The 23,044-nt window shown below is 64.8% G+C and carries 20 protein-coding genes; 8 read left to right on the top strand and 12 right to left on the bottom strand.

Translation table 11 applies throughout. The annotated features are described in order from the left end of the window. Positions 1 to 22: 22 nt before the first annotated feature. The 4 genes from hrpB (at position 23) to nhaA (ending at position 6,200) form a co-directional block, all read left to right on the top strand. On the top strand, positions 23 to 2,485 hold the full coding sequence (gene hrpB, locus EN862_RS26665; protein WP_127866481.1) for an ATP-dependent helicase HrpB: 2,463 nt from the start codon (positions 23 to 25) through the stop codon (positions 2,483 to 2,485). A gap of 43 nt (positions 2,486 to 2,528) precedes the next feature. Next, a complete protein-coding gene (locus EN862_RS26660) occupies positions 2,529 to 3,854 on the top strand; it encodes an ActS/PrrB/RegB family redox-sensitive histidine kinase (RefSeq protein ID WP_189546044.1) in 1,326 nt (441 codons plus the stop codon). Between the two features lie 225 nt (positions 3,855 to 4,079). After that, positions 4,080 to 4,643, top strand: a complete 564-nt coding sequence (locus tag EN862_RS26655) for an ActR/PrrA/RegA family redox response regulator transcription factor (RefSeq protein ID WP_127866479.1) — start codon at positions 4,080 to 4,082, stop codon at positions 4,641 to 4,643. A 360-nt stretch (positions 4,644 to 5,003) separates the two neighbouring features. Beyond that, the gene (gene nhaA, locus EN862_RS26650; RefSeq protein WP_127866478.1) at positions 5,004 to 6,200 is read left to right on the top strand and encodes a Na+/H+ antiporter NhaA; all 1,197 of its coding nucleotides are present in this window, start codon (positions 5,004 to 5,006) and stop codon (positions 6,198 to 6,200) included. On the opposite strand, the gene EN862_RS26645 is transcribed toward nhaA, so the two are convergent. The 5 genes from EN862_RS26645 to EN862_RS26625 form a co-directional block, all read right to left on the bottom strand. Beyond that, positions 6,197 to 7,243 carry an RNA polymerase subunit sigma-70 gene (locus EN862_RS26645; RefSeq protein ID WP_127866477.1) on the bottom strand — a complete coding sequence of 349 codons (1,047 nt, stop codon included), beginning with the start codon at positions 7,241 to 7,243 and terminating at the stop codon, positions 6,197 to 6,199. The two genes, nhaA and EN862_RS26645, sit on opposite strands and share 4 nt — an antisense overlap. Before the next feature lie 39 nt (positions 7,244 to 7,282). Continuing rightward, the gene (locus EN862_RS26640; RefSeq protein ID WP_127866476.1) at positions 7,283 to 8,029 is read right to left on the bottom strand and encodes an SDR family oxidoreductase; all 747 of its coding nucleotides are present in this window, start codon (positions 8,027 to 8,029) and stop codon (positions 7,283 to 7,285) included. 187 nt (positions 8,030 to 8,216) lie between these two features. Continuing rightward, positions 8,217 to 8,717: an MmcB family DNA repair protein gene (locus tag EN862_RS26635; RefSeq protein WP_193771575.1), complete on the bottom strand. Its 501-nt coding sequence runs from the start codon at positions 8,715 to 8,717 to the stop codon at positions 8,217 to 8,219. A 119-nt stretch (positions 8,718 to 8,836) separates the two neighbouring features. Beyond that, a complete protein-coding gene (locus EN862_RS26630) occupies positions 8,837 to 9,160 on the bottom strand; it encodes a hypothetical protein (RefSeq protein ID WP_127866474.1) in 324 nt (107 codons plus the stop codon). A gap of 424 nt (positions 9,161 to 9,584) precedes the next feature. Further along, positions 9,585 to 9,779, bottom strand: a complete 195-nt coding sequence (locus tag EN862_RS26625; RefSeq protein WP_127866473.1) for a hypothetical protein — start codon at positions 9,777 to 9,779, stop codon at positions 9,585 to 9,587. 168 nt (positions 9,780 to 9,947) lie between these two features. Here EN862_RS26625 and EN862_RS26620 point away from each other — a divergent pair, with 168 nt between their 5' ends. Continuing rightward, the gene (locus EN862_RS26620) at positions 9,948 to 10,418 is read left to right on the top strand and encodes a nucleoside deaminase (RefSeq protein ID WP_127866472.1); all 471 of its coding nucleotides are present in this window, start codon (positions 9,948 to 9,950) and stop codon (positions 10,416 to 10,418) included. A gap of 13 nt (positions 10,419 to 10,431) precedes the next feature. Here the strand turns inward: EN862_RS26620 and cueR are convergent, their stop codons facing one another. Next, positions 10,432 to 10,821: a Cu(I)-responsive transcriptional regulator gene (cueR, locus tag EN862_RS26615; protein WP_127866471.1), complete on the bottom strand. Its 390-nt coding sequence runs from the start codon at positions 10,819 to 10,821 to the stop codon at positions 10,432 to 10,434. Positions 10,822 to 11,046: 225 nt separating this feature from the next. Between cueR and EN862_RS26610 the strand changes: the two genes are divergently transcribed. Next, positions 11,047 to 11,664, top strand: a complete 618-nt coding sequence (locus tag EN862_RS26610) for a L,D-transpeptidase (RefSeq protein ID WP_127866470.1) — start codon at positions 11,047 to 11,049, stop codon at positions 11,662 to 11,664. Positions 11,665 to 11,853: 189 nt separating this feature from the next. Here EN862_RS26610 and EN862_RS26605 read toward each other — a convergent pair whose 3' ends face one another. From EN862_RS26605 to EN862_RS26580, 6 genes are all read right to left on the bottom strand, one after another. Then, on the bottom strand, positions 11,854 to 12,423 hold the full coding sequence (locus EN862_RS26605; RefSeq protein WP_127866469.1) for a NifU family protein: 570 nt from the start codon (positions 12,421 to 12,423) through the stop codon (positions 11,854 to 11,856). 283 nt (positions 12,424 to 12,706) lie between these two features. Next, positions 12,707 to 13,198, bottom strand: a complete 492-nt coding sequence (locus tag EN862_RS26600) for a universal stress protein (protein WP_127866468.1) — start codon at positions 13,196 to 13,198, stop codon at positions 12,707 to 12,709. 153 nt (positions 13,199 to 13,351) lie between these two features. Next, the gene (trpS, locus tag EN862_RS26595; protein WP_127866467.1) at positions 13,352 to 14,419 is read right to left on the bottom strand and encodes a tryptophan--tRNA ligase; all 1,068 of its coding nucleotides are present in this window, start codon (positions 14,417 to 14,419) and stop codon (positions 13,352 to 13,354) included. A 117-nt stretch (positions 14,420 to 14,536) separates the two neighbouring features. Beyond that, a complete protein-coding gene (murJ, locus tag EN862_RS26590; protein WP_127866466.1) occupies positions 14,537 to 16,144 on the bottom strand; it encodes a murein biosynthesis integral membrane protein MurJ in 1,608 nt (535 codons plus the stop codon). 40 nt (positions 16,145 to 16,184) lie between these two features. Continuing rightward, positions 16,185 to 18,986, bottom strand: a complete 2,802-nt coding sequence (locus EN862_RS26585; protein ID WP_127866465.1) for a [protein-PII] uridylyltransferase — start codon at positions 18,984 to 18,986, stop codon at positions 16,185 to 16,187. A 10-nt stretch (positions 18,987 to 18,996) separates the two neighbouring features. Continuing rightward, positions 18,997 to 19,848 (bottom strand): glycosyltransferase family 25 protein, encoded by an 852-nt coding sequence (locus tag EN862_RS26580; RefSeq protein WP_127866464.1) that lies wholly within the window; start codon positions 19,846 to 19,848, stop codon positions 18,997 to 18,999. Between the two features lie 198 nt (positions 19,849 to 20,046). Here EN862_RS26580 and EN862_RS26575 point away from each other — a divergent pair, with 198 nt between their 5' ends. Together EN862_RS26575 and EN862_RS26570 are read left to right on the top strand one after the other, a co-directional pair. Continuing rightward, positions 20,047 to 22,545 carry a heavy metal translocating P-type ATPase gene (locus EN862_RS26575; protein ID WP_127866463.1) on the top strand — a complete coding sequence of 833 codons (2,499 nt, stop codon included), beginning with the start codon at positions 20,047 to 20,049 and terminating at the stop codon, positions 22,543 to 22,545. Between the two features lie 43 nt (positions 22,546 to 22,588). Beyond that, entirely contained in the window at positions 22,589 to 22,978 is a 390-nt protein-coding gene (locus tag EN862_RS26570; protein ID WP_127866462.1) for a DUF305 domain-containing protein, read from the top strand. The last annotated feature ends 66 nt before the right edge of the window (positions 22,979 to 23,044 follow it).

Genomic DNA, 23,044 nt, shown 5'->3' with positions numbered 1-23,044 from the left:
CGACCGCTGATATGCGGGCGACATGACGACGAAATCCTTGCCGGAGCTCCCGGTCACAGCCGTGCTGCCGGCACTCGGCGAAGCGCTCGCGCGGCGTAACGGCGCCGTGCTGGTGGCCCCGCCCGGTGCCGGCAAGACGACGCTGGTGCCGTTGGCGCTGCTCGACGCGCCATGGCTGGGGCAGGGCCGGATCGTGCTGCTCGAGCCGCGCCGGCTTGCCGCCCGCGCCGCCGCCCGCCGCATGGCTGAACTGCTCGGCGAAGAACCCGGCGGCACGGTGGGCTACGCCATGCGCATGGAGAACCGGACCTCGGCGCGCACCAGAATCCTGGTCGTCACCGAAGGCGTGCTCTCGCGCATGATCCTCGACGATCCGGAGCTGCCGGGCGTCTCGGCGGTGATCTTCGATGAATTCCACGAGCGCTCGCTTGACGGCGATTTCGGGCTGGCGCTGGCGCTCGACGTGCAGGGCGCGCTGCGTCCCGACCTGCGCCTGCTGGTGATGTCGGCGACGCTCGACGGCGCGCGCGTGGCGAAGCTTTTGGCGGAGGCGCCGGTCATCGAAAGCGAGGGCCGCGCTTTTCCGGTCGAGATTCGCTATGACGAACGGCCGGCCGGCACGGCGATCGAGGACGCCATGGCCAAAGCCGTGCGCACGGCCTTGGCCAGCGAGCAGGGCAGCGTGCTCGCCTTCCTGCCCGGACAGCGCGAGATCGAGCGCACCGCCGAGCGGCTCGTTGGCAATGTCGCGGCCGATACCGACATCGTTCCGCTCTACGGCCAACTCGACAACCGGGCGCAAGATCAGGCAATCAGGCCGGCGCCGGCGGGCCGCCGCAAGGTGGTGCTGGCGACGTCGATCGCCGAGACATCGATCACCATCGACGGCGTGCGCGTCGTCATCGATTCCGGCCTGTCGCGGCTGCCGCGCTACGAGCCGGCGAGCGGCCTGACCAGGCTCGAGACGGTGCGTGTCAGCAGGGCCTCGGCCGACCAGCGCGCCGGCCGCGCCGGGCGCACGCAAGCCGGCGTGGCGGTGCGCCTGTGGCGGGCCGAGCAGACCGCGTCGCTTCCCGCCTTCACGCCGCCGGAAATCCTCGAGGCCGATCTGTCCGGCCTGCTGCTCGACTGCGCCGCCTTTGGCGTCGCCGATCCGTCGAGCCTTTCCTTCCTCGATCCGCCGCCGGCGCCGGCGCTCAACGAGGCAAGGGTTCTGCTCAAGGCGCTGCACGCCATCGATGAGGCAGGGCGGCTGACCGAAGCGGGCGCCGCCATGCGCAAGCTGGCGCTGCCGGTGCGGCTCGCGCATATGGTGGCCGAGGCGGCGAAGACCGGCCACGCGCTCGAAGCGGCGACGCTTGCCGTGCTTTTGACCGAGCGTGGGTTGGGCGGCGACAGCGCCGACCTGGAGCGGCGCCTGCTCCGGTTTCGCGGTGAGAAATCCCCTCGCGCCAATGCCGCCAGGCAGCTCGCCGAGCGTTTGGCCAGGCAGGCGGGTGGCGCGCAGGGCGGCGAGGCGGCCTCTGCCGGCACGCTCCTCATCCATGCCTGGCCGGACCGGGTCGCCAGGGCGCGCGGCGAGCGCGGCCGCTTCGTGCTCGCCAACGGCTCGGGCGCCATGGTCGATTCCGCCGATCCGCTCGCCAATGAAACCTGGCTCGTCGTCGCTGACCTGCAGGGCAAGGCGCAGAACGCCCGCATCACCGCCGCCGCCCCGGTCGGCGAGGCGGATATCCGCGCCGCTCTTTCCGATCGCATCGAGACGAAGCGCGAGACAAGCTTCGACCGCGAGCGCCGCGCCGTGCGCGTGCGCGAGACCGCCAGACTCGGCGCCATCACCCTGTCCGAACGCATGCTGCCCGCGCCGTCCGGCGCCGATGCCGACCGCGCCATTCTCGACGCCCTGAGAGAGCACGGCCTGTCGCTGCTCGATTGGGGCAAGGAGGCCGAAACCCTACGGCAGCGACTTGGCTGGCTCCATCGCGGCCTTGGCGCGCCCTGGCCGGATGTTTCGGATGAAGCGCTTGTCGAGCGCCTCGACGACTGGCTCCTGCCGTTTCTCTCCGGCGCCGCCTCTTTCGCGGCCATCAAGCCGGCGACTTTGTCGTCGGCGCTCATGGCGCTGGTTCCGCATGACCTGCAGCGCAAAGTCGACGCGCTGGCGCCGACCCATTTCGAGGCGCCGTCCGGCAGCCATGTTCCGATCCGATATGACGGCGAATGGCCGGTGCTGGCGGTCCGGGTGCAGGAGCTGTTCGGCCTCGATCGGCATCCTTCCATCGCCAACGGCGCCGTGCCGCTGACGCTTGAGCTTCTGTCGCCGGCGCACCGGCCGATCCAGACGACGCGCGACCTTCCCGGCTTCTGGCGCGGCTCCTGGGCGGATGTGCGCACCGACATGCGCGGCCGCTACCCAAAGCATGTCTGGCCGGAAAACCCGCTGCTGGCCGCCGCCACCAGCCGTGCCAAGCCGCGGGGAACGTGACGATGCTCTATCGTTTCCTCTCCTGCGGCTGTAATCCTTGGCCATGATCAACATCCTGCGCGCGCCCGATTCCCAGCCTAGCCAGCGGTTGCGGCTCAACACGCTGGTCCGCCTGCGCTGGCTGGCCATCGTCGGCCAGAGCCTGACCGTGCTGGTCGTTGCCTATGGGCTGAAATTCCCGCTGCCGGTCTCGATGTGCTTCGCGCTCATAGCCTTGTCGGCCTGGATGAATCTGTGGCTTACCTTTCGCTATCCGGCCGCGCATCGGCTCACCCCGCTCTCGGCCTTCGTTATCCTCACCTTCGACGGCCTGCAGCTCAGCGGGCTGCTTTACATGACCGGAGGCCTGACCAACCCGTTCTCGGTGCTGCTTTCCGTGCCTGTTGTCATTTCGGCGGCGTCCTTGCCGTTGCGGATGACCGCCGTTCTCGGCGCGCTGGTCATGTTGGCGGCAACTCTTCTGGTGTTCTTTCACCTGCCGCTGCCCTGGTACGAAGACGCGCCGCTGCCGATGCCCTTCATCTATGTCGCCGGCATGTGGATGGCTGTGTTCGCCTCGATCGCCTTCACCGCCATCTATGCTTTCCGCGTAGCGGCGGAAGCGCGCCTGCTCGCCAACGCGCTGGCCGCCACCGAGCTGGTGCTGCAGCGCGAGCAGCATCTCTCGGCGCTGGACGGGCTGGCTGCCGCCGCCGCGCATGAGCTCGGCACGCCGCTGGCCACCATCACTGTCGTCGCCAAGGAGATGGAAAAGGCGCTCGGCAAGGACCCGAAATATGGCGAGGACGTCAAGCTCCTGCGCTCGCAAAGCGAGCGGTGCCGCGAGATCCTGAAGCGCCTGACCAGCCTTTCCTCGGAAGGCGAAGCGCATCTGTCGCGCATGCCGCTCACCTCGCTGATCGAGGAGGTGACCGCGCCGCATCGCGATTTCGGCATCTCGATCCGGCTGCGGCCCGGCGAGCGCATCGGCCCCGAGCCGGTCGGCCAGCGCAACCCAGGCGTCATCTACGGGCTCGGCAATCTGGTCGAGAATGCCGTCGATTTCGCCCGCAAATCGGTCACCGTCAGCTGGAGCTGGGACAACGAGACGGTCGCCTTCTCCATCATCGATGACGGGCCGGGGTTCCCGGCCGAGATCATCGACCGCATCGGCGAACCCTATATGTCGACGCGCCAAGGCACCGAGGCCGGCGGCGGCCTGGGGCTCGGGCTGTTCATCGCCAAGACCTTGCTGGAGCGTTCCGGCGCCACCATCGATTTCCGCAATTCGAGCGGGCTCGGCGAAGGCGCGGTGGTGCAGGTATCCTGGCCGCGTGGCGTCTTTCTCAACCAGGATCAGGCCTCGGCCACCATGTTCGACAATGCGTAACCTTGGTTGGATGGTGCGTAAACCTTGCAATTACCGCATGGCAGCTCTGTTGCCGGCTCTAAAAATTGGACATTGCTCTTGCGGGACTGTATCTGCGTAAAAGTGAAGCATGTCGCCCAAAATTAAGTCTGGAAAAGCGGCATGCCCGAAAAACATGGACTTCGAGCGCCTTCGCCGGAATTCGTTTCGACGGGTAGCGCTTTTGGTCAATAGGGTGCCGAGAAGATGAGCGGAGACGAAACGGCTGGCGCAATGGTCGAGGGCGAGGACACCTCGCTGCTCATCGTCGAGGACGATAAGCCCTTCCTCACCCGGCTTGCCCGGGCCATGGAGACAAGGGGCTTCGTGGTCGAGACGGCGGAAAGCGTGGAAGAGGCGGTCGCCAAGGCGCGCGCCCACCCGCCGGCCTATGCTGTGGTCGACATGCGTCTCGGCGACGGCAACGGCCTCGATGTCGTCGCAGCGATCCGCGAAAAGCGCGGCGACGCCCGCGCCATCATCCTCACCGGCTACGGCAACATCGCCACCGCGGTGACGGCGGTGAAGCTCGGCGCCATCGACTATCTCTCCAAGCCCGCCGATGCCGACGACGTCTTCGCCGCGCTCACCCGCACCTCCGGCGAACGCGCCGCGCCGCCGGAAAACCCGATGTCGGCCGACCGTGTGCGCTGGGAGCACATCCAGCGCGTCTACGAAATGTGCGACCGAAACGTGTCCGAAACGGCGCGCCGGCTGAACATGCATCGCCGGACCTTGCAGCGGATTCTCGCCAAGCGGGCGCCGCGCTGAGGGTCGCTGGACGTACTGCATAACGCGCTTCGGCCGACCTCGGGTTCGATTGGTGGTGAAGATGCCAACCACCAAAGCCGGCGCTGCCCCTCATCGCCCTGCCGGCACTTCTCCCCGTATAGTGACGGGGAGAAGGGGCTGGCCGCAATGCTGGCACCCTTACGCGCCGTCGGAGATTAGCGAAGTCCTGCCTGAGAGCGCTCTTCTCCCCGTTTTACGGGGAGAAGATGCCGGCAGGCAGATGAGGGGAGGCGCCGGCGCTCGGGAAAATGACAGATACGCCGCGACGATTGCCTTCGATGCTTGCCCCGGCAGTTGAAGTTTGAGCATCATCGCTTCGGCGGAATGCGAGGAGGACAAATGCAGGCTTTGGACCAGCGGCCGAAATCGATCCTGCGCGAATTCCTCGACGGCGAGGCCGCCGGCGGCGTCATCCTGATGGTAGCCGCGGCCCTGGCGCTGATCGTTGCCAACTCGCCTTTGGCAGAAACCTATTTCGCCGTTCTCCACGCCTATCTCGGGCCGCTCAGTGTCTCGCACTGGATCAATGACGGGCTGATGGCGGTGTTCTTCCTGTTGGTCGGGCTGGAGATCAAGCGCGAGATGCTGGACGGGCAGCTCTCGACCTGGCCGCGCCGGGTGCTGCCGGGCATCGCCGCCGCCGGCGGCATGGTGGTGCCGGCGCTGGTCTATGTCGCCATCAACCGCGACAATCAGGCGGCACTCTCCGGCTGGGCGATCCCCACCGCCACCGACATCGCCTTCGCGCTCGGCGTTCTCTCGCTGCTCGGCAGTCGCGTGCCGGCCTCGCTGAAAATCTTCCTCACCGCTTTGGCCATCATCGACGATCTGGGCGCCGTCATCATCATCGCGCTGTTCTACACCAGCGGCCTGTCGCTTACCTATCTGGCCGCCGCCTTCGCCGTCATCGCCCTGCTCGTCGTGCTCAACCGCCTGCGGGCCATGAAGCTCTGGCCGTATCTTCTGCTCGGCGCGCTGCTGTGGGTGCTGGTGCTGAAGTCGGGCGTGCATGCCACGCTGGCCGGCGTCGCGCTGGCGCTCACCATCCCGCTCGAGCGCTCTCCCGGCATCGGCCACGATACTGAACATTCGCCGCTGCACCGGCTGGAGCACGGCCTGCACAAGCTGGTGCCCTTCCTCGTCATCCCGATCTTCGGCTTCGCCAATGCCGGCGTCTCGCTCGGCGGCCTGAGCTTTGCAGCTCTTGTCGAGCCGCTGACGCTGGGCGTCGCCGCCGGCCTTGTTCTCGGCAAGCTGGTCGGCGTTTTCGGCTCCTCGGCGCTGGCCATCCGCTTCGGCCTTGCCGACCTGCCGGTCAATGCCGGCTGGCTGCATATGCTGGGCATCTCGCTGCTCTGCGGCATCGGCTTCACCATGAGCCTGTTCATCGGCCTGCTCGCTTTCGCCAGCGACCCGGCGCTGCAGGACGCCGTGAAGGTCGGCATCCTTGCGGGCTCGCTGGTTGCCGCGCTGCTGGGCGCCGCCGTGCTGCTGACGGCGCCGGCGGCCGGCGCGGCGGAAGAAGAAGTGGACTAAGCCCTCAAGGCAAGTGGTTCCTGCGGCAGGCCAAAGGCCTCAAACAGGCTGGGACCGAGCGGCGGGACATAGATCGTCAGCGAGGCGATCTTGCCGTCGGCGGCTTCGATGACATGCAGAGAATGCGGCCGCCACACGGAATCCTGGCGGCCGAGCGCGTAAACGCCCACTGCCGGCTGGGCGTTGGCGCCTATGGCCACCGCGCAATAGCCGGCAAAATTTCCCCAGACGCTTCCCAAAAAAGCGCCGATCGCCTGATGTCCATGGTACCATTCCCGCCAGGGCGGCATGTGGTAGACGGCGTCCTCGCGCAGCAGCTCGACGAGCCCATCCAGATTGTCGGCCTGCCAGGCCTGCATATAGCGTTCGAGCAGCACGCCTTCGTCTGCGCTGGGCCGCGACCGCTGCGGCGGGCGCACTTGGCGGTTGCCCAGCGTCGTGCGGGCCCGCTGCAGGGCGCTGTTGATCGAGGCCGTGCTTCCGCCGAGCAATTGCGCGGTCTCGATGGCGGACCATCCGAGCACATCGCAAAGGAGCAAGGCCGCGCGCTGCCGGGGCGGCAACAGCTGGATCGCCGCCACGAAGGCGAGCCGTACCGCCTCGCGAGCCTCGTAGCGCGCTTCCGGACCTGGCCTGTCGTCGGCAATGTCCGGCAGCTCCGCATCCGGATATGGATCCAGCCAGGCGAGCTCCGCGGTCGGTCCGCCGGTTGCCGCACCTACGGAGGCCGGCCGTTCGGGCTGCTCGAGAATGCGCCGCGCCGACGACCGAGCCTTGATCGCGTTGAGGCAGCTCTTGGTGGCGATCGCGTAGAGCCAGCCGCGCGCCGAGCCGCGCCCGTCGAATTGCGCCCGCGCGCGCCAGGCCTTGAGGAACGTCTCCTGGACGAGATCGTCCGCCTCGTTGAGCGAGCCCATCATCCGGTAGCAATGCAGCTTGAGCGCGCGGCGGTGGGCGACGCTCAACCGCTCGAAGGCAAGTCGGTCGAGGACCGGCTGGCCTGGCCGGCCCAAGGGCTCGATAGGGCCGGAGGCGTCAGTCATGGGAAGCCCGGGGCGCTGAATTGCGGCATCCTGCGCGTCTCATGCCGCCGCTGCAAGGCCGCTGCCGCTTACTGTGAAGGAACTGCCCTGCGGCTTGCCCGTCGCGAGCTGCACCACCGCGCGTCCGACATCGGCCGGCGTCTGCATGTCGCTCAAGCTGGCAAGGAAGTCGGCCGGTCGGATGCCCATATAGGCGGCGATGCTGTCGATGCCGCGATCGCCGACCCCGGTGCCCGGCATGATGCGGGCCGGCGATAGCGCCATGAAGCGCAGGCCGAGGCCGAGCCGGTCCGATTCCTTCTGGCAATGGCCGGCCAGAAATATCTGCATGCGCTTGGCGCCGGCATAGCCGCCTGAATTCGGCGGTCCGCCGGTGATGGCGGCGCCGCTGGCGATCAGCACCACCCGGCTGCCCGGCTTGAGCCGACCCTTGAGGGCTTCGCGGCAGAACAGGAACGACGCCTTGACGTCCATCTCCCAATTCGCCGAGAAGACTTCCCAGCTCTGATCCTGGATCGGCGCGGCAGCGGCGAGGGCCCCCGCGCAGACCACCAGCACGTCGGGCGCCAGCGCATCGAAAACCGCTTGCGGCGCCGTCTCCACCGTCGCGTCTGCGCTAAGCGTCTTCACGCCCGGCCGTTCCCAGGCAAGCTGCTTCAGGTCGGCGCCGCCGCGGGCGACGGCAAGCACGGTCGCTCCAGCGCCAAGCGCGGCTTCCACGATCGCGCGGCCGACGCCCCGGCTGCCTCCGACGACGACGACATTCTGATTTTGCAACGGTTTCATGTGATCACCTCTTGTCCTGGCCGCCGGCCATCCGGACGCGCCTGTAGGTGAAGACAATCGGGATCGGCGAAAATCATCGGTGCGAGACGCAGATTTTTGCCAGCCGCAGATGAGGGGCGGTTTGAGCCCCGGCTCGACACCGGACGTCAGCGGCAAGACGCCGGCGCTCAATCCTTGCGCGGAGGCTCTATTCGCTCTCGCCATCCAGCGCCGGCACCGCGACGCCGGCAAGCTCGGCTGCCAAGAGCCGCGCGGCGCCGGCGCGCGCGATCCGCAGCATCAGCGCCTTGCGCGTGGCAGCCGCCATGCGGTGCTCCGGCGCCTCGCGCAGGATCTCCGCGCCATAGCCGTCGGAAAGGATGAAGCCGCATTCCTCGGGAAAGATGTCCTGCGGAACGCCGGGATGGGTGGCGAAGAAGAAGCGGTCCGAATGCAGCCGGTAGTCCGGCCATTTGCGGTCGACGCGGAAATCCTCGATCGAGGATTTGATCTCGATGATCCAAATGTCGCCCTGCCTGGTCAGCGCGACGAGATCGGCGCGCCGGCCGGTGGCCAAAGACAGCTCCGGCAGCACATGCGCGTCCATTTCGCGGAGCAGCCGCTGCACGCCGCGCCGCACCAGCATGGCGCGCTCCGACTGGCGGCCGTCGAACAGCGGGTTGAGGGGAATCGGGGAAACGATGGGCATGGCAGGCACCATGCCAGATTTTGTTCACGGTTTGAACCCCTGTGAGGAGGGCGATTATGTATTTGACAGACCCGGAGGCTGAAACACGGCTCCCCTCCACAAGGTGAGTCTCTCGCGTTTCAAGCGGCTATGTTAGCGTTGCCGTTTCTTCGCTCGTCTCTCTTGGCTTGAAAGAATTTGCGCTGGGCACGTGCCATTCTAGCATTAAACATCCCCAAAATGTAACCACCGGGCAATACGCAAAGTATCCCTGTCACTACGTTTTGCGGGAGCAAGAGATATCCAGCCACCATACCTATACAAGTAATAAAAAAAATACCAATGACCGTGGCAAAACAATCTTGCCACATGCGATCTACAGGTAGGAATTGCTCCATCCATGGCATTACCAATGGGTTCTTATCCCAAAACTGGGAAATTCGAATGGAGTCGTCCTGTGGCATGGCTCTAGATGATCCCGGGCCCCGATTGACCTCAGGCCACCATGCGCACGATGATAACATAGGACCAAATCACAAGCGCGGCACTAGCGCGATCCAGCCCCAAACCAGCGGAATCCGCCACCCTGCGGTAACTTGCCAGCGCATTCTCGCGGAGCCTTCGGATTGACTAAAACGGTGATAATCGATCCCGCCTTCGCAGCGCCGAGGGGAAATAGCCATGGGCTCGTTTCGATGCGATAAACCTCTCCGTCAAACGAGTATTGCAGCAGATAAGTGTCTGACCCGTCACCCCCATCAATAAATTTCAAGACCTCTGCGGTTGTCGGAACCCAGTGCCTTGTGTGGTCCCGCAACCAGTTTTGATGAATGATTGCGACTGCAACTACTGCTGCCCCGCAAAGTATGAAGGCCAGAAGGAACGCCATTAAAGCCGCTCAGCTTGAGTCTTTGCCGCCCTTTTTGGTATCCGCCTTCGGCGGCGGCGACTTTGCCAACTTCCGATTGCTGCGTTCAACGGCTCTTCGGAATCGACGGTTTCGATCTCCCGCGCCAGTTCGCGGAACTTCTCGATTTGCGCCGTCTTTGGTTTTTGGCCTGTCTGGGCCTTTTTCCCGGTCAAGATCGATTCCCTTTACCGCTGTTGAATGAAAGCGCGGGGGCCATCATAGTGCCAACACTAAAAAGCGTGGAGTGCAAGCCAAGTCGGATGGTCGAACCATGATCCAATTGGCGTTAGTTGTTGCTAATTCCACCCCTCGGCCGCAATCTCGCCGTGATAGGATTTCCCATGACCCGTGATCAGATGCTCGCCCACCTCCGCTCCGCCGATGCTGTCGCGCGCGACGCGGCGGCACATGGGCATCATCCGTTTGGCTGTGTGCTGGTCGGGCCGGGCGATCAGGTGCTGATGCGGCAGGGCAATCTCGACACGGTGCGCCATGCCGAGACCGAGCTCGCCCGCCGCGCCGCGGCCGCCTATGAGGCGGAGTTCCTGTGGCAATGCACGCTGGTGACGACCGGCGAGCCCTGCGCGATGTGCGCCGGAACGATGTATTGGGCGAATATCGGCCGCCTGGTCTACGGCTTCGAGGAAACCGATCTCCTGGCGCTCACCGGCGATCACGAGGAGAATCCGACGATGAACCTCGCCTCGCGCACCGTATTCGCCTCCGGCCAGAAGAAGATCGAGGTCTTTGGTCCGTTCCCCGAAATCGCGGATGAGCTGCTTGCCCCGCACCGCGATTTCTGGAAGCGCTGACAGACCTTCGACCTCAGGCTGCGCCCGCCATGTCGTCCAGGATCGGGCAGTCCGGCCGGTCGTCGCCGTGGCAGGCGTGGATCAGCTTCTGCAGCGTCGAGCGCATCGACTGCAATTCGCGCACCTTCTCCTCGATCGCCCTGACATGGGCGGCGGCGATCTCGCGCACGTCGTGGCTGGCGCGGTCGCGGTCCTGATAGAGCGCCATCAGCTGCCTGCAATCGTCGATTGAGAAGCCGAGATTGCGCGCGCGGCGCAGAAAGGCGAGCCGGTGGACGTCGTCGCCCGAGTAATCGCGATAGCCGTTCCCGGCCCGCGCCGGACGGATCAGGCCGATCTCCTCGTAATAGCGAATGGTCTTGGCCGGCAGGCCGGAACGCTCGGCGGCATCACCGACATTCATGGCGTTCTCCCAGGTTACCGGCAGCCTTCGGGCTGCCCCATTGATTTTGCTTCACAATCCTGTGAGGCCTGTTGCGGAAATGCCGCAGTTCGGCATCTACCCGCACGTAAGGCCTTGCATATAGGCAGTGCACGCTTGGCAAGCAAAAGAAATGCCAGCATGAATGATGGCGAGAAAGCGGCCGACTCGTGCCGCTGATACAGAGACAGGGCGTCGGACCTTTTCATGCGCTTGAAGTCGTTTGCAATCCTCGCCGCTCTTGCGTTGTCGACCGCGGTCAGCGGCTGCAGCACCATCGGTGGGCAGTTGTTCACCAACAACTATGGCGCGATGACCGATGCCGGCTATCAGCTGCCGCGCGTCCCGATCGAGAAGGTTCCCGCGAGGTTCCACCGCCAGGAAGTGCGGTATGATTCCCCGGAGAAGCCAGGCACCATCATCGTCGATACCCAGAACAAGTTCCTGTACTTCATCGAGGGCGACGGCATGGCGATGCGTTACGGCATCGGCGTCGGCCGCGAGGGATTCGAGTGGCACGGCACCGCCCATATCGCGCTGAAGCGCGAGTGGCCGACCTGGACGCCGCCCTCGCAGATGATCAAGCGCCAGCCCGAGCTCGCCAAGTTCGCCGGCGGCATGGAGCCGGGCCTGAAGAACCCGCTCGGCGCGCGTGCCATGTACCTCTTCAACAAGGGCGGCGACATGGGCTACCGCCTGCATGGCAGCCCGGAATGGTTCTCGATCGGCAAGGCGATGTCGTCGGGCTGCATCCGGCTGATGAACCAGGACATTATCGACCTCTACGACCGCACATCGGTCGGCGCCAAAGTCATCGTGATGTAAGGACCATGATCCCGAAAAGTGGAAGCCGGTTTTCGGAAAAGATCATGGTCAACTAAAAAGTTTCGCAGGCGGACCGTCTAGGCAACAACAAGACGTCCAAGAACAGAAAACCGGGCTGTTGGGGCCCGGTTTTTTGTTTTTGGAATTGGGAAGAATTCGCTCCGCCGAGTGGCCGGCGGTGTGGAATTGTCAGGCGACCTGCTCGACCTGCTGGACCTCCGGAACGAAGTGCCGGAGCAGGTTCTGGATGCCGTGCTTCAAAGTAGCCGTCGACGACGGGCAGCCGGCGCAGGCGCCCTTCATGTGCAGGAACACGGTGCCGTTCTCAAAGCCGCGGAACGTGATGTCGCCGCCGTCCTGGGCAACGGCCGGGCGCACGCGCGTGTCGAGCAGTTCCTTGATGGTCAGCACCAGTTCTTCGTCGGCCTTGTCGTAGAACTCGCCGGTCTCGCCGGCTTCGCGCGCCGGGGCGGTCAAGGCCATGACCGGGGCGCCGGACATGAAGTGTTCCATGATGGCGCCGAGGATGGCGGGCTTCAGATGCTGCCAGTCCGGGCCGTCCTTGGTCACGGTGACGAAATCATAGCCGAAGAAGACGCCGGTGACGCCCGGGATCTCGAACAACCGGCCGGCCAGCGGCGAAGCCTCCGCGGCAGCTTCGGCGTTGCGGAAATCGGCGGTACCTTCGCGCAGCACTTCCTTACCGGGAAGAAACTTCAACGTCGCCGGGTTCGGCGTCGATTCGGTCTGGATGAACATGGGTATCTCCAGGCCCTTCTCGGGCCGATAGTTTGGAATAATTCTAAATAGGCTCTATCGGCTGGACATTCAAGCGACAACGCGTCGCTAGGAACGGCTGGCTGGCGGAATGTTTTTACAGCTTCTATCGCAGACGTCGAGGTGTATCGAGATTCCGGTCAGGCCGAGTCGGAGTCGAAGACGGGCGCGAAGCGACCAAACTGGCTGGATTCCGAGAACGTGAGCACCGGAAGCGCAGGAAGCCGTCATTTGCAGACCGGCCTCACCGGAATATCGATACACCTCAGGCTAGGCTGTCGATCTCCTCATCCGACAGGTTCTGCGGCACCACCGTGACAGGAATTGGGAAAGCCGCGGCCCGGCCGGCAACCGCGCTGACCAGCGGCCCCGGGCCTTCCTTGCCGGCGCCGGCTGCCAGCACCAGGATGGCGATGTCCTGGTCTTCCTCGATCAACTTGTGGATCTCGTCGGTTGGCTTGCCTTCGCGCACCACCAGCTCCGGTTCGATGCCGACGCTCTGGCGCACCTTGTTGGCATAGCCGTCGAGCGCCGCGCGTGCCGTCGCGTTTGCTTCCTCGCGCATGATCTTTTCCACGCCCAGCCAATGCTGGAAGTCGTCCGGCTCGATGACATAGAGCAGCACCAGCACGCCGCTGGTGTGCTGCGCCCGCTTCGAGGCGTAGGCGACGGCGCGCTCGCACTCGGGCGTGTCGTCAATGATCGCCAGGAACTTGCGGCGATGGCCGGCTTCGCGGCTGAGGCGTTTGGAGACCATGTCTATCTGCTCGGTATCAATTCGGCCGCAATCTGCCACCGCCACAGACCGGCGGCAAGCCGCCGGCCGGCGTGGCAATGGTCCTAGAGCAATCCCAGGAAAAGTGTGTAGCGGTTTTCCGTCCGGAATTGCGTAGAAACAACTACTTGTCGATCAGTCCTGCAGCAGGCCGATGATGTCGCGCACCGTCTTCATCGTGCCTTCGGCGATTGCGCGCGCCCGGTCGCCGCCGTCCTTGAGCACGGCGTCGACATAGGCGCGATCGCCCTCGATGCGGCGCATCTCGGCAGCGATCGGCGCCAGCTTCTCCACGGCAAGATCGGCCAGCGCCGGCTTGAACACGGAAAACTGCTGCCCGCCATATTCTCTCAGCACGTCTTCCTTCGAGATTTCGGCAAGGCCGGCATAGATGCCGACCAGATTCTCCGCCTCGGGCCGGCTTTCCAGCCCGTCGACTTCGCTCGGCAAGGCCTCCGGATCGGTCTTGGCCTTGCGGATCTTCTTCGAGATGGTGTCGGCATCGTCGGTCAGGTTGATGCGCGACAGGTCCGACGGGTCCGACTTCGACATCTTCTTGGAACCGTCGCGCAGGCTCATGATGCGCGCCGCCGGGCCGCCGATGACCGGTTCGGTGATCGGGAAATAGCCGTTCACCGTCTCCTCGCCGACCTGCATCTTCACGCCGACGCCGAGCGCGGCGATCTTCTCGGAGAAGTCGTTGTTGAATTTCTGCGCGATGTCTCTGGTGAGCTCCAGGTGCTGCTTCTGGTCCTCGCCCACCGGCACATGGGTGGCGCGGTAGAGCAGGATGTCGGCGGCCATCAGGCTCGGATAGGCGAGCAGGCCGAGCGAGGCATTCTCGCGGTCCTTGCCGGCTTTGTCCTTGAACTGCGTCATCTTGTTCATCCAGCCGATGCGCGCCACGCAGTTGAAGATCCAGGCAAGCTCGGCATGCTGCATGACCCGCGACTGGTTGAAGACGATGTGCTTCTTCGGGTCGATGCCGGAGGCCAGGAACGCCGCGGTGATCGAGCGCGTCTCGTCGCCGAGGTTCTTGTGAACCAGCTGCGCCGTCAGCGAATGCAGGTCGACGACGCAATAGATGCAGTCGGACTGCTCCTGGAGGGCGACGAATTTCTTAATGGCGCCGAGATAGTTGCCGAGATGTAGATTGCCGGTCGGCTGGACGCCCGAAAAGACGAGTGACTTGAAGGCGGACATGAGTTCCTCATGGCTTGTGGAGGGCCGTTTCGCGCGCGGCGAAAGTCTTTCGACGACGCGCTTATGGACGAACGGCGCGACGTGATCAAGACCGGTGTTGCTGCAAGCCTGCTTGGGTTATTCGTCCAGGCCGGTATTCGATTCCCGCGGCGCAGATTTCGCCGATCCCCGTTTCACATTCCTGCGGATCATGCCGAAATCGGCGCCGCCGGTGCCGAAGGCGGCGATGAAGTAGAGCGCCGCACCCCCGCCGACCAGCGCGAACAGCGTCGTCGCCTTCACCACCAGCGGCGAACCGGGACCAAGCCGCGCAGCGAAGTAGTGCTCGGCGAAATAAAGCGCGGTCGCCATGATCACCGCCGACAGCACCAGCCTTGGAATGCGCTTCAAGAGCGGGATGTCGCGGCCCCAATGTCCCCGCCGGATCAGCATGCCGAGCAGCATCAGCGCGTTGATCCAGCCGGCAACAGCCGAAGCCACCGCGATGCCCGGCGCGCCCATCGACGGGAACAGGCTGAGCGCCGTGGCGACGTTCACGCCGACCGAGATGGCGGCAAAGATCATCGGCGTGCGCGTGTCCTCGCGCGCGAAATAGCCGGGCGTGAAGGCCTTGATCAGCACGAAGGCCGGCAGGCCGAGGCCGAAGATCGCGAGGATCGAGGCGACGATCGGCGTCGAGTGGTTGGCGGCAAACGCCCCGCGCTCATAGACCAGCCGCACGATCGGCTCCGACATCACCCAGAGCGCGGCGGCAGCCGGCAGCGTCATGAACAGCGTGAACTCGACCGAGCGGTTCTGCAGGTTTGCGGCCTCGACCAGGTTGCCCGATTTCAGCGCCCGCGACAGTTCCGGCAGAAGCACGATCGCCACCGCCACGCCGACGACGCCGAGCGGCAACTGGTAGATGCGATCGGCATAGGCGAGCGACGACACGGCGCTGTTCTGCGCCGAGGCGATCGCCGTACCGATCAGCTGGTTGATCTGGGTGATGCCGCCGGTGATCGCCGCCGGCAGCGCCAGGATCAGCAGCCGCTTGACGTTCGGCGTCATTTTCGGACGGCGAAAGCCGATCGAGATACCGGCATGGCGCACCGCGATCCAGACGATCGCGAGCTGCACGATCCCCGCCGCCAGCACGCCCCAGGACAGGCCGAAGCCGACATCATGCGCATCGAGCCCGTGATACCAGGCATAGGCCAGCACGGCTATCAGGATGATGTTGAGGAAGGCGGGCGCGATCGCCGCAGCGAAATAGCGGCGCAGCGAGTTGAGCATGCCGGCCATCATGGCGCCGAGCGACATGCAGATCAGGTAGGGGAACATGATCGTCGCAAGCGTGACGGTCGTCTCGAACTTGCCCGGAATGTCGGCGAAGCCCGGCGCCACCAGGTAGCGCACGATCAGCGGCATCGCCAGCTCCATCGCGATAGTCAGCGCCAGCAGCGCCGAGAACAGCACGCCGAACACTTCCTCCGAGAAGCGCTTGGCGCCTTCATTGCCATGCTGCTCGATCTCCTTGGCGAAGAGCGGCACGAAAGCGGCGTTGAAGGCGCCTTCGGCGAACAGGCGGCGGAAGGTGTTGGGAAACTGGAAGGCGGCGTTGAAGGCGTCGGCGACCGGCCCGGTGCCGAGCGCGGCCGCCATCAGCATCTCGCGGCCGAAACCCAAGGCGCGGCTCATCAGCGTGCCGGAAGCGACGGTGGCGAATTTCTTGACGAGGCTCATGCCGGGGATGACTGCCAGGGAAATTGCGTCAAATGGATGGTCACTCGGCCGCCGCCTTGGCCTTGCCGTTGCGTTCGGACGAAGTGCCTTCCAGCGTATCGATCAGCCGCTTGTGAATGGTGGCGGTGCGCGTCGGGCTGTCGATCTTCTGTCCGGTCAGGTCGGTGACGTAGAACGTGTCGATGACCTTTTCGCCGAAGGTCGTGATATGCGCCGATGCGATGTCGAGCGACAGGTCGGAGAGCGTCCCCGTGATCTCGGACAGCAGGCCCGGCCGGTCCAGCCCCTCGACCTCGATCACCGAAAAACGGTTCGACAGCGTGTTGCGGATTTCGGCGCGCGGCGGAATCCTGAATACCTTCGCGCCGCGCTTCGGCTTGGTGCGCTTCTCGATCATCTCGGGCAGCCAGCTCTTGCCGGACAGCACGTCCTCGATCAGCCGGCCGACGCGCTCGGCGCGGCGGCGCTCATCCTCGTCGAGATCGAACTCCCGGGAGATCAGGATGGTGTCCAGCGCCCGTCCGTCCGAGGTGGTGAAGATCTGCGCATCGACGATGTTGCCGCCGGCCGCAGCACATGCCCCGGCGATGATCGAAAGCAGGCGCGGATGGTCCGGCGCCAGCACGGTGATCTCCGTCACCGCCTCGAATTCATGCGTCTTGACCATGGTCGCGAGCTTCTTGCCCGCCGCATCCGCCTCACGGATGAATCCGGCGTGGCGCAGCTGGTCTTTGAGGTCGACCGTCAGCAGATAGTTCTCATAGTGCTGCGCGACATAGCGCTTGCGCTCCTTGGCCGGCCAGGCCGAGAGCGCCTCGGCCAGCCGCTCGCGCGCGGCGGCGGTGCGTTGCGCACGCGACACTTCCGAAAAGCCGCCTGTCAGCAGCAGCTCGGTCTCGTAATAGAGCGTGCGCAGCAACTGGCCCTTCCAACCGTTCCACACACCCGGCCCGACGCCGCGTATGTCGCAGACAGTGAGGACCAAAAGCAGCTTCAGCCGCTCGACCGACTGCACGATCGACGCGAAATCCTCGATCGTCTTGCGGTCGTTGAGGTCGCGCGTCTGCGCCGTCATCGACATCACGAGATGGTTCTCGACCAGCCAGGCGACAGTTTCGGTATCGGCCGCCGACAGCCCCATATGCGGGCAGATGCGTCGGGCAATGCGGGCGCCGGCTTCCGAATGGTCATCCGGCCGGCCCTTGGCGATGTCGTGCAGAAGCACAGCGACGTAGAGCGCCTCGCGGCTTTTCTTGAGCCCCGGCATCAGCGAATGCGCCAGCGGATGAATCTTCTCGCCATCGCCGCGTTCGATCTCGGCCAGCACACCGATGCAGCGAATGAGATGCTCGTCCACCGTATAGTGGTGGTACATCGAGAACTGCATCATGGCGACGATCTTGCCGAAGTCGGGGATCAGCCTGCCGAGCAGCCCGGCCTCGTTCATGCGCCTGAGATTGAGCTCGGCGTTGCGGTCCGAGGTCAATATGTCGAGGAACAGCCGATTGGCCTCCTCGTCGCGCCGGAGCGACTTGTTGACCAGGCCGAGCGAGCGGGTGAGCAGCTTCAGCGCGTCGGGATGAAACTCCAGCCCATGCTTGTCGGCGAACCAGAACAGCCTCAGCAGGTTGACCGGGTCGCGTTCGAACACGCCGTCGTCGGCGATGTTGATGCGGTGGTTGTCGACAATGAAATCGGACGTGCCGGCAAGTTTGCGCTTGCGCCGCTGGAAGGTGAGGAAGATGCGGTTGAAGCCCGGCACATGCTTGGCCTGCTCTTCCTCGAGCGCCGCGCAGAAGATGCGGGTGAGGTCGCCGACATCCTTGGCGACGAGGAAATAGTGCTTCATGAAACGCTCGACCGCCGACAGGCCGGGATGCGTCGTGTAGCCCAGACGTTCGGCGATCTCGCGCTGGATGTCGAAATGCAGCCGCTCCTCCGCCTTGCCGGTGAGGAAATGCATGTGGCAGCGCACCGCCCACAGAAAATCCTCAGCCTTCTGGAACTCGCGGTATTCGGCCTCGGTGAAGACGCCCTTCTCGACCAGTTCCTCGCCGGTGCGCACGCGGTAGAAATATTTGCCGATCCAGAACAGCGTCTGCAGGTCGCGCAAGCCGCCCTTGCCGTCCTTGACATTGGGCTCGACCAGATAGCGGCTTTCGCCGGCCTTGGCGTGGCGCTCGTCGCGCTCGGCGAGCTTGGCCTGCACATATTCCGGCCCGGTCGTGCGCACCACCTCATGGTCGAAACGGGTGAGTAGTTCTTCGTAGAGCTTCTGTTCGCCCCACAGGAAACGCGCCTCGAGGATCGAGGTGCGGATGGTGATGTCGCTGCGCGACAGCCTGAGGCAGTCCTCGATGTTGCGGGTGGCGTGGCCGACCTTCAGTCCCATGTCCCAGAGCATGTAGAGCATGTACTCCACGATCTGCTCGCCCCATGGCGTCTGCTTGTAGGGCAGCAGGAACAGGAGATCGATGTCCGAGCCCGGCGCCAGCGTGCCGCGGCCGTAGCCGCCGACCGCCACGACCGCCATGCGTTCGGCCACGGACCTGTTCTTGACGCGGTAGACATGGGTGGCGGCGAAATCATAGAGCGCCCGGATAAGCTCATCCATCAGATACGAGAGTCGCTCGGCGCAGGCATTGCCGCCGCCATCCTGCTTGAGCATGGCCTCGGCGATCTTGCGCCCCTCCGCCAGCCTGGCTTTGAGCAATTGGAGGACAGCAGTGCGAACCGCCGGTCCCGAACCGTCGCCAGCGCTTGCCGACGTCAGCGCGGTCAAGTCGCGGCGCAAGGTGTCGCCATCGATGATTTCGTTGAGTTTCAAGGAGATCTTTGCCATTCGGCGGCGTCTATAGCGCGTTTTCGCGGCGCTGTGTATGGGGCCGGCGGATGCGCTTTCCGCCATGGGCGAACGGCACGATCATCCACCGCCGCAACCGGCATAAATCCGCAATTTGCAGCGATAGCCGTCGAATCTCGCGGCGGACCTTGTCGTACACGGATGCCTTTGGCTTTTGGCGGACCTCCCTAAGGGCATGCTGCTCCTGGCGATCCTGCTTGAGCAGGCTTGGGAATCTGACCCTTTCCCGCCCGAGGAATTGCTCCTGCGCGCAAAGCGCCGGCCATAGCTGGTATACCACCTTGCCGGACGACGTCTCGAGCTCAGGGTTGAACAGCACATGGTCGACGGGGAAGCGAATTTCCCGCGTCGCCTCCAGAAGGATGCCGGCGGCCTTCTTCGACACGATATAGCCGGCGCTGCCGATATGAACGTCGTACAGCTTTCTTGCCGAGAAGCCATGGCCGGCAGCAATCTTGTTCAGTCCGACGACAGTTCTGTGGAAGAACGTCTCGAGCTTGACGATATCGGCATCTGCCGGAATCCATCTCCGGTCCGCCAGCAGCGGACCGGTTTTCTCCGAAAGCACCACGTCGTCCTCGAAGATCGCGACATAAGCATCGTCGCCGGCCGCGATGGCGGACCAGCAGATCCTATGGCTTAGCAGGCACGCGATCTCGCCATCCGTCAGCTGTGTCCGCGAGACTGGCCTCTTGCCCACCGGCATCGAAGCCAAGTCCGGCCGGGCCAGCGCGTCCACCGCGGCGATACGCTCGAAAGTCATGCCGGCTCGCTCGAATTCGGCTGTCACATGCGCCAGCCTGTCGGTGGAGCGGTCGAGATTTATGACGAGGCATTTCATCGGGTGCGGTTCGCTGAGCTCAAAATGGCGGCGTGCATAGCATGGCGGCCGTGTTTGACGCGCGTAAATTCCGGGGAGGATGCTTCCAGTCTGCCGTGGCGCGGCGCAACAGGCAAAAAATCGCAGCGTCGCCCCTTGACCTTCCAGTTGCTGGAAGGACTACCTCCGCCGCAATTCGAGAATTCCGAGGCATTGCCGATGACCCATTCCGACCACAACCATCATCACCCGCATGGCGCATCCTGCTGCTCCGCGAAAACTGCGGCGACAGCCGCCGAAGCAGTGATTCGCGACCCTGTCTGCGGCATGACGGTCGATCCGGCGGCCGGCAAGCCGACAGCCGAGCATGGCGGACGAACCTTTCATTTCTGCAGCGAGCGTTGCCGCACGAAATTCGAGGCCGAGCCGGAGAGCTACCTGACGGCCACCGATCCCGTCTGCGGCATGAGCGTCGACCGCGCCAGCGCCAGGCACTTTGTGCGCCATGATGGCCAGGGCTTCTATTTCTGCTCCGCCGGCTGCCAGGGCAAGTTCGAGGCGGAGCCGGCAAAATACCTTGCTGGCCGGCCCGAGCCGCAGCCGATGCCGAAGGGAACGCAGTACACCTGCCCGATGCACCCCGAAATCATCCGCGACAAGCCTGGCTCCTGCCCGATCTGCGGCATGGCGCTGGAGCCGATGGGTGTGCCGACCGGCGACGAGGGCCCGAATCCCGAGCTGGTCGATTTCACGCGCCGGTTCTGGGTCAGCGCGGCGCTTTCCGTGCCCCTCCTGATCTTCGCGATGGCGCCGATGCTTGGCCTCAGCTTCGAAAGTCTCATCGACGGCCGGACCAAAACGTGGGTAGAGCTGGCGCTGGCGAGCCCGGTGGTGCTTTGGGCGGCGTTTCCGTTTTTCCATCGCGGCTGGGAGTCGGTTGTCAACCGCAGCCCCAATATGTGGACGCTGATCTCGCTGGGCGTCGGCGCGGCCTATCTCTACAGCGTGGTTGCCGCCCTGTTCCCGGACATCTTCCCGCATCAGTTCCGCGGTCATGACGGCGCCGTTCCGGTCTATTTCGAGGCTGCTGCCGTCATCGTCGCGCTCGTCTTCCTCGGCCAGGTGCTGGAACTCAGGGCCCGCGAGCGCACCGGCTCGGCCATTCGCGCGCTCCTCGACCTTGCCCCGAAGACCGCGCGTCTGATCGGCGCCGACGGTTCCGAGAAGGATGTGCCGCTCGACAGCGTCCAGACCGGCGACCGGCTGCGCATCCGTCCGGGCGATGCCGTTCCCGTCGACGGCATCGTGCTGGAAGGTCGCTCGGCGATCGACGAATCGATGATCACGGGCGAGCCGCTGCCGGTCGAGAAGACGGAAGGCTCCGCGCTTACCGGCGGCACGCTGAACAAGAACGGCTCGCTCGTCATGCGCGCCGAAAAGGTCGGCGCCGAGACCACGCTGTCGCGCATCGTCGAGATGGTCGCCAAGGCGCAGCGGTCGCGCGCGCCGATCCAGGGGCTGGCCGACCGCGTGTCCTTCTATTTCGTTCCGGCCGTGGTGCTGGTCGCCATCATCGCCTTCATCGCCTGGGCGCTCTTCGGTCCCCAGCCGAGCCTGATCTTCGCCATCGTCTCGGCTGTGTCGGTGCTGATCATTGCCTGTCCCTGCGCGCTTGGTCTGGCGACGCCGATGTCGATCATGACGGCGACCGGACGCGGCGCGCATGCCGGCGTGCTGATCAAGGAAGCGGCGGCGCTGGAGCGTTTCGCGTCGGTCGACACGCTGATCGTCGACAAGACCGGCACGCTGACCGAAGGCAAGCCGCGGCTCACCGATGTCGTCGCGGCCGAGGGCATCCTGGAGAACGAGCTGCTGGGCCTTGCCGCCGCGCTTGAAAAGGGCTCGGAACATCCCTTGGCCGAGGCGATCGTCGAGGGCGCCGTCGCGCGCGGCCTGAAGCTGGCCGATGCCGTCGATTTCGAAGCCCTCACCGGCAAGGGCGTTTCGGGAACGGTGTCGGGCAGGAAGGTCGCGCTCGGCAATGCGGCGATGATGGCGGACCTCGGCGTCGAAACGGCCAATGCCGAGGAGCTGCAAGCCGATGGCAAGACGGCGATGTTCGTGGCCGTCGACGGCGCATTCGCCGGCATCGTTGCCGTGGCCGATCCCGTCAAGGCAACGACGGCCGAGGCGATCAAGGCCCTGCACGAGAGGGGTCTCAGGATCATCATGGCAACCGGCGACAACGAGCGCACGGCCAAAGCGATCGCCGGGAAGCTTGGCATCGACGAAGTCCGCGCCGGCCTGCTGCCGGATGAGAAGGGCGCGCTGGTGGAGCAGCTGCGCGCGAGCGGCGCTGGCGTGGCCATGGCCGGCGACGGCGTCAACGATGCGCCGGCGCTGGCTGGCGCCGATGTCGGCATCGCCATGGGCACCGGCGCCGACGTCGCGGTCGAAAGCGCCGGCATCACGCTGGTCAAGGGCGACTTGAACGGCATTGTCAGGGCGCGCACGCTGGCCCAGGCAACGATCCGCAACATCCGCCAGAACCTGTTCTTTGCCTTCCTCTACAACGTGCTCGGCGTGCCGGTCGCGGCCGGCGTGCTCTATCCGCTCACCGGCACGCTTCTGTCGCCGATGATAGCGGCGGCGGCGATGAGCCTGTCGTCGGTGTCGGTCATTACCAATGCTTTGCGGCTGAGGACGTTGAAACTCTGAACGAAGCCCCCAGATACGAACCTCAACCACAAGGAGACCCTGAATGACCCTGGCCAAGAAGATCGTGCTGCTTTTGATGGCGGCGGGAATGCTGCTTGCCGTCTTCCTCGAAAGCGTTCCGGCCTCGTCGGAGGAGATGAAGCACGACATGTCCAAAATGGCGATGGGCGCCCAGAGCCCGGCCACGGCGGGCTATGAGGCGGCGATGAAGAAGATGCACAAGGACATGATGATCAAATACACCGGCAATGCCGATGTCGATTTCGTCCGCGGCATGATCCCGCATCATCAGGGCGCCATCGACATGGCCAAGGTGGTGATCGCCAACGGCAAGGATCCGGAAATCCGCAAGCTCGCCGAAGGCGTCGTCGCGGCGCAGGAAGCCGAGATCAAGCAGATGCAGGACTGGCTCGCCAAGCATCCGGCGAAGTAGCCGCTCCCGGGAAATCCAGGCGGCCAGGCGCCTTCGCTCTGGATTTCCGACTTTGGCTGTGCTGCG

The organism is Mesorhizobium sp. M2E.F.Ca.ET.219.01.1.1, assembly GCF_004016445.2.
In the GTDB taxonomy this organism is placed as follows: Bacteria; Pseudomonadota; Alphaproteobacteria; order Rhizobiales; family Rhizobiaceae; genus Mesorhizobium.
The sequence above is the reverse complement of the archived record's forward strand: the minus strand, read 5'-3'. Positions and strand labels throughout refer to the sequence as shown.

What these genes read in the sequence shown, in the direction of transcription:
- trpS (WP_127866467.1), bottom strand. Translation starts at nt 14,419, where the DNA reads ATGTCCGCCTTCAAGTCACTCGTCTTTTCGGGCGTCCAGCCGACCGGC.
- murJ (WP_127866466.1), bottom strand. Translation starts at nt 16,144, where the DNA reads ATGAGCCTCGTCAAGAAATTCGCCACCGTCGCTTCCGGCACGCTGATG.
- EN862_RS26580 (WP_127866464.1), bottom strand. Translation starts at nt 19,848, where the DNA reads ATGAAATGCCTCGTCATAAATCTCGACCGCTCCACCGACAGGCTGGCG.
- hrpB (WP_127866481.1), top strand. Translation starts at nt 23, where the DNA reads ATGACGACGAAATCCTTGCCGGAGCTCCCGGTCACAGCCGTGCTGCCG.
- EN862_RS26610 (WP_127866470.1), top strand. Translation starts at nt 11,047, where the DNA reads ATGCGCTTGAAGTCGTTTGCAATCCTCGCCGCTCTTGCGTTGTCGACC.
- EN862_RS26585 (WP_127866465.1), bottom strand. Translation starts at nt 18,986, where the DNA reads ATGGCAAAGATCTCCTTGAAACTCAACGAAATCATCGATGGCGACACC.
- EN862_RS26635 (WP_193771575.1), bottom strand. Translation starts at nt 8,717, where the DNA reads ATGCCCATCGTTTCCCCGATTCCCCTCAACCCGCTGTTCGACGGCCGC.
- EN862_RS26640 (WP_127866476.1), bottom strand. Translation starts at nt 8,029, where the DNA reads ATGAAACCGTTGCAAAATCAGAATGTCGTCGTCGTCGGAGGCAGCCGG.
- EN862_RS26660 (WP_189546044.1), top strand. Translation starts at nt 2,529, where the DNA reads ATGATCAACATCCTGCGCGCGCCCGATTCCCAGCCTAGCCAGCGGTTG.
- nhaA (WP_127866478.1), top strand. Translation starts at nt 5,004, where the DNA reads ATGCAGGCTTTGGACCAGCGGCCGAAATCGATCCTGCGCGAATTCCTC.
- EN862_RS26655 (WP_127866479.1), top strand. Translation starts at nt 4,080, where the DNA reads ATGAGCGGAGACGAAACGGCTGGCGCAATGGTCGAGGGCGAGGACACC.
- EN862_RS26630 (WP_127866474.1), bottom strand. Translation starts at nt 9,160, where the DNA reads ATGCCACAGGACGACTCCATTCGAATTTCCCAGTTTTGGGATAAGAAC.
- EN862_RS26575 (WP_127866463.1), top strand. Translation starts at nt 20,047, where the DNA reads ATGACCCATTCCGACCACAACCATCATCACCCGCATGGCGCATCCTGC.
- EN862_RS26570 (WP_127866462.1), top strand. Translation starts at nt 22,589, where the DNA reads ATGACCCTGGCCAAGAAGATCGTGCTGCTTTTGATGGCGGCGGGAATG.
- EN862_RS26620 (WP_127866472.1), top strand. Translation starts at nt 9,948, where the DNA reads ATGACCCGTGATCAGATGCTCGCCCACCTCCGCTCCGCCGATGCTGTC.
- EN862_RS26645 (WP_127866477.1), bottom strand. Translation starts at nt 7,243, where the DNA reads ATGACTGACGCCTCCGGCCCTATCGAGCCCTTGGGCCGGCCAGGCCAG.
- EN862_RS26605 (WP_127866469.1), bottom strand. Translation starts at nt 12,423, where the DNA reads ATGTTCATCCAGACCGAATCGACGCCGAACCCGGCGACGTTGAAGTTT.
- EN862_RS26600 (WP_127866468.1), bottom strand. Translation starts at nt 13,198, where the DNA reads ATGGTCTCCAAACGCCTCAGCCGCGAAGCCGGCCATCGCCGCAAGTTC.
- cueR (WP_127866471.1), bottom strand. Translation starts at nt 10,821, where the DNA reads ATGAATGTCGGTGATGCCGCCGAGCGTTCCGGCCTGCCGGCCAAGACC.